This window comes from Streptomyces purpurogeneiscleroticus (genome assembly GCF_020024005.1).
In the GTDB taxonomy this organism is placed as follows: domain Bacteria; phylum Actinomycetota; class Actinomycetes; order Streptomycetales; family Streptomycetaceae; genus Streptomyces; species Streptomyces purpurogeneiscleroticus.
This window is the reverse complement of the sequence record NZ_NHSG01000038.1, coordinates 1-6,471: the sequence shown is the minus strand read 5'-3', so window position 1 is coordinate 6,471 and position 6,471 is coordinate 1. Positions and strand designations below refer to the sequence as shown.

The following is a 6,471-nucleotide window of genomic DNA, read 5'->3' as shown; positions in this document are numbered from 1 at the left end:
CCGGGTACGGCTACGCCACCCCGCCCCGGCCCTCGACCGGGCCCGCGATGTGGTCGCACCTCGGCGCGGTGCTCACCGTCTTCGTCGGCACGGGCGTGTGCTGCATCGGCATGCTGTGCGGCTGGATCGCCCCGCTCGCCATCCGCAACAACGCGCAGAACGAGCACGACCCGTACATCCGCCACCACGCCGCCCAGGGCATGAACTACGGCATCACCCAGGCGATCATGGCGGCGATCACCGGCGTGCTGTACTTCGTCGTGGTGATCAGCGCGGGCGTGACCGCCGACTCCGGCACGGGCGACCCGGGGATGGTCTTCCTCATCCCGCTGATCTGCTACTTCGTCCTCTTCGGCGCGTACTGGATCACCACGCTGGTCTTCGGGATCATCGGCACGGTGAAGGCCAACAACGGCCTGATGTGGTCCTACCCCAAGTTCCTGGCTTGGCGCTTCGTCAAGGACTGAAGAACGGCGGAACGACAGGGGCCGGCACCGGGGCGGGTGCCGGCCCCTGGCCGTTTCTGCCGCTCTTTCAGAGCGTCAGCCCGCGCACCAGCAGGTCCAGCAGCGCGCAAACGAAGAGCGCGATGCCGATGAAGCCGTTGACCTGGAAGAACGCCCGGTTCAGGCGCGACAGGTCGTGCGGCTTCACGATCGTGTGCTCGTACAGGAACGCGCACGCGACGATCACCAGGCCGACCCAGAAGAACACCCCGGCGCCGGTGACCAGCGCGAAGCACACGAACAACGCCGTGGTGACCGCATGGCAGCCGCGCGCGCCCCAGATGGCGGCCGGGATGCCGAAGCGTGCCGGTACGGACTTCACGCCGACCTCACGGTCGGTCTCGACGTCCTGGCATGCGTAGATCAGGTCGAAGCCGCCGATCCAGATGCCCACCGCGAGGCCGAGGATCACCGCCTCCCAGGACCACTCGCCGGTGATCGCCAGCCAGCCGCCGACCGGGCCCATGGCCTGGGCGAGACCGAGGATGGCCTGCGGGAAGTTCGTGAACCGCTTGCCGTACGGATAGACCACCATCGGGATCACCGCGACGGGGGCCAGGGCCAGGCAGAGCGGGTTCAGCAGCGCGGCCGCCGCCAGGAAGACCACGAGGGCGACCAGCGCGCCCGTCCAGGCGTGCTTCACCGACATCGCGCCGGTGACCAGCTCGCGGTGGGCGGTGCGCGGATTGCGGGCGTCGATCTCGCGGTCGATGATCCGGTTCGCGGCCATGGCGAAGGTGCGCAGGCCCACCATCGCGACGGTGACGAGCAGCAGCTCCCACCAGTGGACGTGCCCGTCCACCTGGAACATCGCGGTGAGCGCGGCGATGTAGGCGAAGGGCAGCGCGAAGACCGAGTGCTCGATCATCACCAGGCGAAGGAACGCCTTCGTCCGGCCCGGCTGCTGCGGAATGGCGGCGGAGGCGCTGGTCACAGGCCGTACTCCTTCCAGCGCTTGGTGACCCGTTCGGAGATCTCCGGGTCCGAGACGATCATCTGCGGCCAGCCCCCGTCCCGGGTGTAACCCTCCTCGGGCCACTTCGCGGTCGCGTCGATGCCGGCCTTGCCGCCCCAGAACTGCTGGTACGAGGAGTGGTCCAGGTGGTCCACCGGGCCCTCCACGACCGTCAGGTCGCGGGCGTAGTCGGTGTTGCCGAGCGCCCGCCAGGACACCTCGTGCAGATCGTGGACGTCGCAGTCGGCGTCAACCACGATGATCAGCTTGGTCAGCGACATCATGTGCGCGCCCCAGATGGCGTGCATGACCTTCTGCGCGTGCTTGGGGTACTTCTTGTCGATCGAGACGATCGCGCAGTTGTGGAAGCCGCCGGACTCCGGGAGGTGGTAGTCCACGATGTCCGGGATGATGATCTTGAGCAGCGGGAGGAAGAACCGCTCCGTGGCCCGGCCCAGCGGGCCGTCCTCCGTCGGCGGCCGGCCGACCACGATCGACTGCAGCAGCGGACGCCTGCGCATCGTGACGCAGTCGATGGTGAGGGCGGGGAACGGCTCCTGCGGCGTGTAGAAGCCGGTGTGGTCGCCGAAGGGGCCCTCGGGGAGCATCTCGCCCGGCTCCAGCCAGCCCTCCAGTACCACCTCGGCATTGGCCGGGACCTGGAGCGGCACGGTCTTGCAGTCGACCATCTCGATCCGCTTGCCCTGCACGAAGCCCGCGAAGAGGTACTCGTCGATGTCGCCGGGGAGCGGCGCGGACGAGGCGTACGTCACGGCCGGCGGGCAGCCGAAGGCGATGGCGACCGGCAGCTTCTCGCCGCGCCGGGCGGCCACCTGGTAGTGGTTCCGGCTGTCCTTGTGGATCTGCCAGTGCATCCCGATGGTGCGCTTGTCGTGGCGCTGGAGGCGGTACAGACCGAGGTTGCGGACGCCGCTCTCGGGGTCCTTGGTGTGGGTCAGGCCCAGATTGAAGAACGAGCCGCCGTCCTCGGGCCAGGTGAACAGGGCGGGCAGCTGTTCGAGGTCGACCTCGTCGCCCCGGAGCACGACCTCCTGGACGGGCGCGCCCTCGCCCTTCACCTTCTTCGGCGGTACGTGCGTCATGTTCGCGAGCTTCCCGAACGCCTCGCGGACGCCGACGAAGCCCTGCGGCAGCTCGGGCCTGAGCAGCCCGCCGATCTTGCTGCTGATGTCCTCGTAGGACTTCAGGCCGAGCGCCTTCAGGAGGCGGCGGTCGGTGCCGTAGACGTTCATGGCCAGCGGCATCGCCGAGCCCTTGACGTTCTCGAAGAGGAGCGCGGGGCCGCCGGCCTTCTGCACCCGGTCGACGATCTCCCCGACTTCCAGGTGGGGATCGACCTCGGCCTTGATGCGCTTGAGGTCACCTTCGCGGTCGAGCGCCCGGAGGAACGAGCGAAGATCGTCATAAGCCATGCGTCCCAGTATCCGGTACGCACTACCCTGGACTGGTCACTGGGGCCGCACTCACCGGCCCGCCCGGCCACTCCCAGGGGGAGCGAGACATGCTGCGGGTGCTGATGATCCTGGTGCCGCTGGCACTGAGCATCTACGCGTTCATCGACTGCGTCACCACCGATGAGAAGCATGTGCGCCACATGCCGAAGGTGCTCTGGGCGATCCTCGTACTGCTCTTCCCGCTCGTCGGGTCGGTGTCCTGGCTGATCGCCGGGAAGAACCGCGCGGCGCTCGCCGCCGAGGGCCGCGCGACGCGGCGCGGCCGGGGCGGCTGGGTCGCGCCGGACGACAACCCCGAGTTCCTGGAGAAGCTGGGCACCCAGGAGCGGGCACAGCGCGGGGACGAGGACGAGGCGCTGCTCAAGGACTGGGAGGCGGACCTGAAGCGCCGCGAGGAGGAGCTCCGCCGCCGCGAGTCGGGAGACGGCAAGGGCCCCGGGGAGCGTGACGAATGAGCGGTCCCGACACATCCGCGATGCTGGCCGTCGCGGTGGCCGAGGCCCGGGCCGGGCTCGCCTCCGGCGGCGTACCGATCGGCGCGGCGCTGTACGGCGCGGACGGCACGCTGCTCGGGCGGGGACACAACCGCCGCGTGCAGGACGGCGACCCGTCGGTGCACGCCGAGACGGCCGCGTTCCGGGCCGCCGGGCGGCAGCGCTCGTACAAGGGCACGACCATGGTCACCACGCTCTCGCCCTGCTGGTACTGCAGCGGGCTGGTGCGCCAGTTCGGGATCTCCCGGGTGGTGATCGGCGAGGCGGAGACGTTCCACGGCGGGCACGACTGGCTGGCCGAGCACGGCGTGGAGGTCGTGGTGCTGGATGACCCGGAGTGCGTCGCGATGATGCGCGCCTTCATCGCGGACCGGCCCGAGCTGTGGCACGAGGACATCGGCGAGGACTGAGCACAAGGGCACAAGGGCACAAGGGCACAAGCCGGAGTGTCGCGAGCGGGCCGAAGGAGACCGGCGATGAGTGACGCGATTCCCGTCATCGACCTGGGCGCGTGGCGGACAGGCGACGCCGCGGTCCGGCAGACGCTCGCCGCCACCGTCGACGCCGCGCTGCGCACCGCCGGTTTCCTCGTCATCACCGGGCACGGCGTCGACGCGGGGCTGCGGACGGACATCCGTACGGCCGCCCGGCGGTTCTTCCGGCTGCCGACGGCCGAGAAGGAACCGTACGCGGTCGCGGTCGGCGAGCGCGGCTGGCTGGGGCCCGGCGCGGAGGCCAACGGGTACGCGGAGGGGACGGAGACACCGCCGGACCTGAAGGAGTCGCTGTCCTTCGCGGCCGACGATCCGACGGGGAACGCCACCGTGGACGCGGAGTGGTTCCTGCCGAACACCTGGCCGGCGGCGGTGCCGGAGCTGCGGCCGCTGGTCGAGCGGTACACCGGCGAGATGCGGGCGCTGTCCGACCTGCTCCTCGAAGTGCTCGCCGGTGCGCTGGGCGAGCCCGCCGACTTCTTCACCCGGCACACCGGGCACCCCACCTGGGGCTTCAACGTCAATTGGTATCCGGGGACGGACGTGGTCGGCGCGCCGCTGCCGGGCCAGTTCCGGATCGGGCCGCACACCGACTTCGGCACGGTCACCGTCCTGGACCGGCAGCGCGGCAAGGGCGGGCTGCAGGTCTTCACCGACGCGGACGGCTGGGCGGACGCGCCCTGGGCGCCGGACTCGTTCACGGTGAACATCGGCGATCTGATGGCACGGTGGACCGGCGGCCGCTGGCAGTCGGGGCGGCACCGCGTCCTGCCGCCGCCGGCCGACGAGCCGGCCGAGGAACTGATGTCGCTGGTGTACTTCTACGAGTGCGACCCGGGGACGAGTCTCGGCGGTCTGCCCGACTCGCATGTCTATCTGCGGGAGAAGCTGACCGCGATCAGCGTCGGCTGACGGGGCCGCACTCCGTCTCTCCGACACCACGAAGCCGCACTTATCTGAGCCTCCGTCAGGAAAAGGCGTGCCCGCCGTAAAGTGACGGCAGTGATCATCTTCCACAACAACATGCCTGGCCGGCGCCGCTTGCCGGGCGATATCGGGCTGTCGGGAGGGCACCCGTGCCCGACCTGACCCGACGCAGACTCCTCGGCTCCGCCGCGGGCGCGATGGGCGGCGCCGCCGCGCTGTCGCTGCTGCCGCCGAGCGTACGGAAGGCGGTCGCGGCCGGACCGCCCCGGCACGGCTCGCCGGACGACATCGAGCACGTCGTGCTGCTGATACAGGAGAACCGTTCGTTCGATCACTACTTCGGGACGCTGCGCGGCGTACGCGGCTTCGCGGACCCGGAGGCGCTCACTCTCTCCACCGGCCGTTCGGTCTTCCATCAGCCGGACGCCATGAACCCGGACGGCTATCTGCTGCCGTTCCACCTGGACACCCGCCGGTCCAGCGCGCAGGCCGTCCCGTCCACCAGCCACGCCTGGTCCGTGCAGCACGAGGCGTGGCACGACGGGCGGATGGACCGCTGGCTGCCCGCGCACCGCAAGGCGGACGGGAAGAACGGCCCGTATGTGATGGGCTATCACACCCGTGCGGACATCCCCTTCCACTTCGCCCTCGCCGAGGCGTTCACCCTCTGCGACCACTACTTCTGCTCGGTCTTCGGGCCCACCTGGCCGAACCGGCTGTACTGGATGACCGGCACCATCGACCCCGGCGGCACCCGGGGCGGCCCGGTCCGGAACAACACCGCGCCGCAGCCGTACCGCTGGACGACGTACGCCGAACGGCTGCAGGCGGCGGGCGTGAGCTGGCAGGTGTACCAGCAGGACAACGACTACGGCTGCAATCTGCTGGAGCAGTTCCGGAGCTTCCGGGACGCCGGGCCCGGGGACGCGCTGTACGAGCGCGGGGTGCGGCCGCGGCCCGCGGGCACCTTCGAGGACGACGCACGGAACGACCGGCTGCCGACCGTCTCCTGGATCATCCCGACGGCGGCGGAGTCCGAGCACCCGGACTATCTGCCGGCCGCCGGTGCCGCCTTCGTCGCGCGGACGGTCGAGGCCATCGCCAGTAACCCGAAGGTCTGGCGGAAGACCGCGTTCATCCTGAACTACGACGAGAACGACGGGTTCTTCGACCATGTGCCGCCGCCGGTGCCGGCCGCCGGCACGAAGGACGAGTTCGTCGGCGGGCTGCCCATCGGCGGCGGCTTCCGCGTCCCGTGCCTGATCGTCTCGCCGTGGACGGTGGGCGGCTGGGCCGCGGGCGAGCCCTTCGACCACACCTCCGTACTGCAGTTCCTGGAGCGCTTCACCGGCGTCGAGGAGCCGAACATCTCCGACTGGCGCCGGGCCACCTTCGGCGACCTGACCTCGGCCTTCGGCTTCTGGCCCGCCCGGCGCCCACCACGCCTCCCGCACGACACCGCCGAGCGCCTGGCAGCGGCCAAGCGAGAGGTCACAACCCTGCCGAAACCGATCCTCCCCGGCCCCGGCCAGACCCCGCCCCACCAGGAGCCCGGCGGCCGAAAACGCCGCTGAGCCGCCGCCCGGCCGCCAGGTCAGGGCCGCGTACACCGGCACCACC

7 protein-coding genes are annotated in these 6,471 nt (G+C 70.5%); 5 read left to right on the top strand and 2 right to left on the bottom strand.

The annotated features are described in order from the left end of the window. A partial coding sequence (locus CCS38_RS01035; RefSeq protein ID WP_223731268.1) for a DUF4870 domain-containing protein occupies positions 1 to 467 on the top strand: 467 nt, incomplete at its 5' end. 67 nt (positions 468 to 534) lie between these two features. On the opposite strand, the gene mqnP is transcribed toward CCS38_RS01035, so the two are convergent. Further along, positions 535 to 1,440 (bottom strand): menaquinone biosynthesis prenyltransferase MqnP, encoded by a 906-nt coding sequence (gene mqnP / locus CCS38_RS01030; RefSeq protein ID WP_223731267.1) that lies wholly within the window; start codon positions 1,438 to 1,440, stop codon positions 535 to 537. After that, entirely contained in the window at positions 1,437 to 2,894 is a 1,458-nt protein-coding gene (locus CCS38_RS01025) for a menaquinone biosynthesis decarboxylase (RefSeq protein WP_223731266.1), read from the bottom strand. The genes mqnP and CCS38_RS01025 overlap by 4 nt, the downstream gene beginning before the upstream one ends. An 89-nt stretch (positions 2,895 to 2,983) precedes the next feature. On the opposite strand from CCS38_RS01025, the gene CCS38_RS01020 reads away from it, so the two are divergent. The 4 genes from CCS38_RS01020 to CCS38_RS01005 all read left to right on the top strand — a co-directional run bounded on the left by CCS38_RS01020 (position 2,984) and on the right by CCS38_RS01005 (position 6,425). Beyond that, positions 2,984 to 3,391 (top strand): PLD nuclease N-terminal domain-containing protein, encoded by a 408-nt coding sequence (locus CCS38_RS01020; protein WP_223731265.1) that lies wholly within the window; start codon positions 2,984 to 2,986, stop codon positions 3,389 to 3,391. Beyond that, complete coding sequence (locus CCS38_RS01015) at positions 3,388 to 3,840, top strand: nucleoside deaminase (RefSeq protein ID WP_223731264.1); 453 nt, start codon at positions 3,388 to 3,390, stop codon at positions 3,838 to 3,840. The genes CCS38_RS01020 and CCS38_RS01015 overlap by 4 nt, the downstream gene beginning before the upstream one ends. Positions 3,841 to 3,906: 66 nt before the next feature. Continuing rightward, positions 3,907 to 4,836: an isopenicillin N synthase family dioxygenase gene (locus CCS38_RS01010; protein WP_223731263.1), complete on the top strand. Its 930-nt coding sequence runs from the start codon at positions 3,907 to 3,909 to the stop codon at positions 4,834 to 4,836. A 164-nt stretch (positions 4,837 to 5,000) separates the two neighbouring features. Further along, positions 5,001 to 6,425: an alkaline phosphatase family protein gene (locus tag CCS38_RS01005; protein ID WP_223731262.1), complete on the top strand. Its 1,425-nt coding sequence runs from the start codon at positions 5,001 to 5,003 to the stop codon at positions 6,423 to 6,425. Positions 6,426 to 6,471 lie beyond the last annotated feature (46 nt).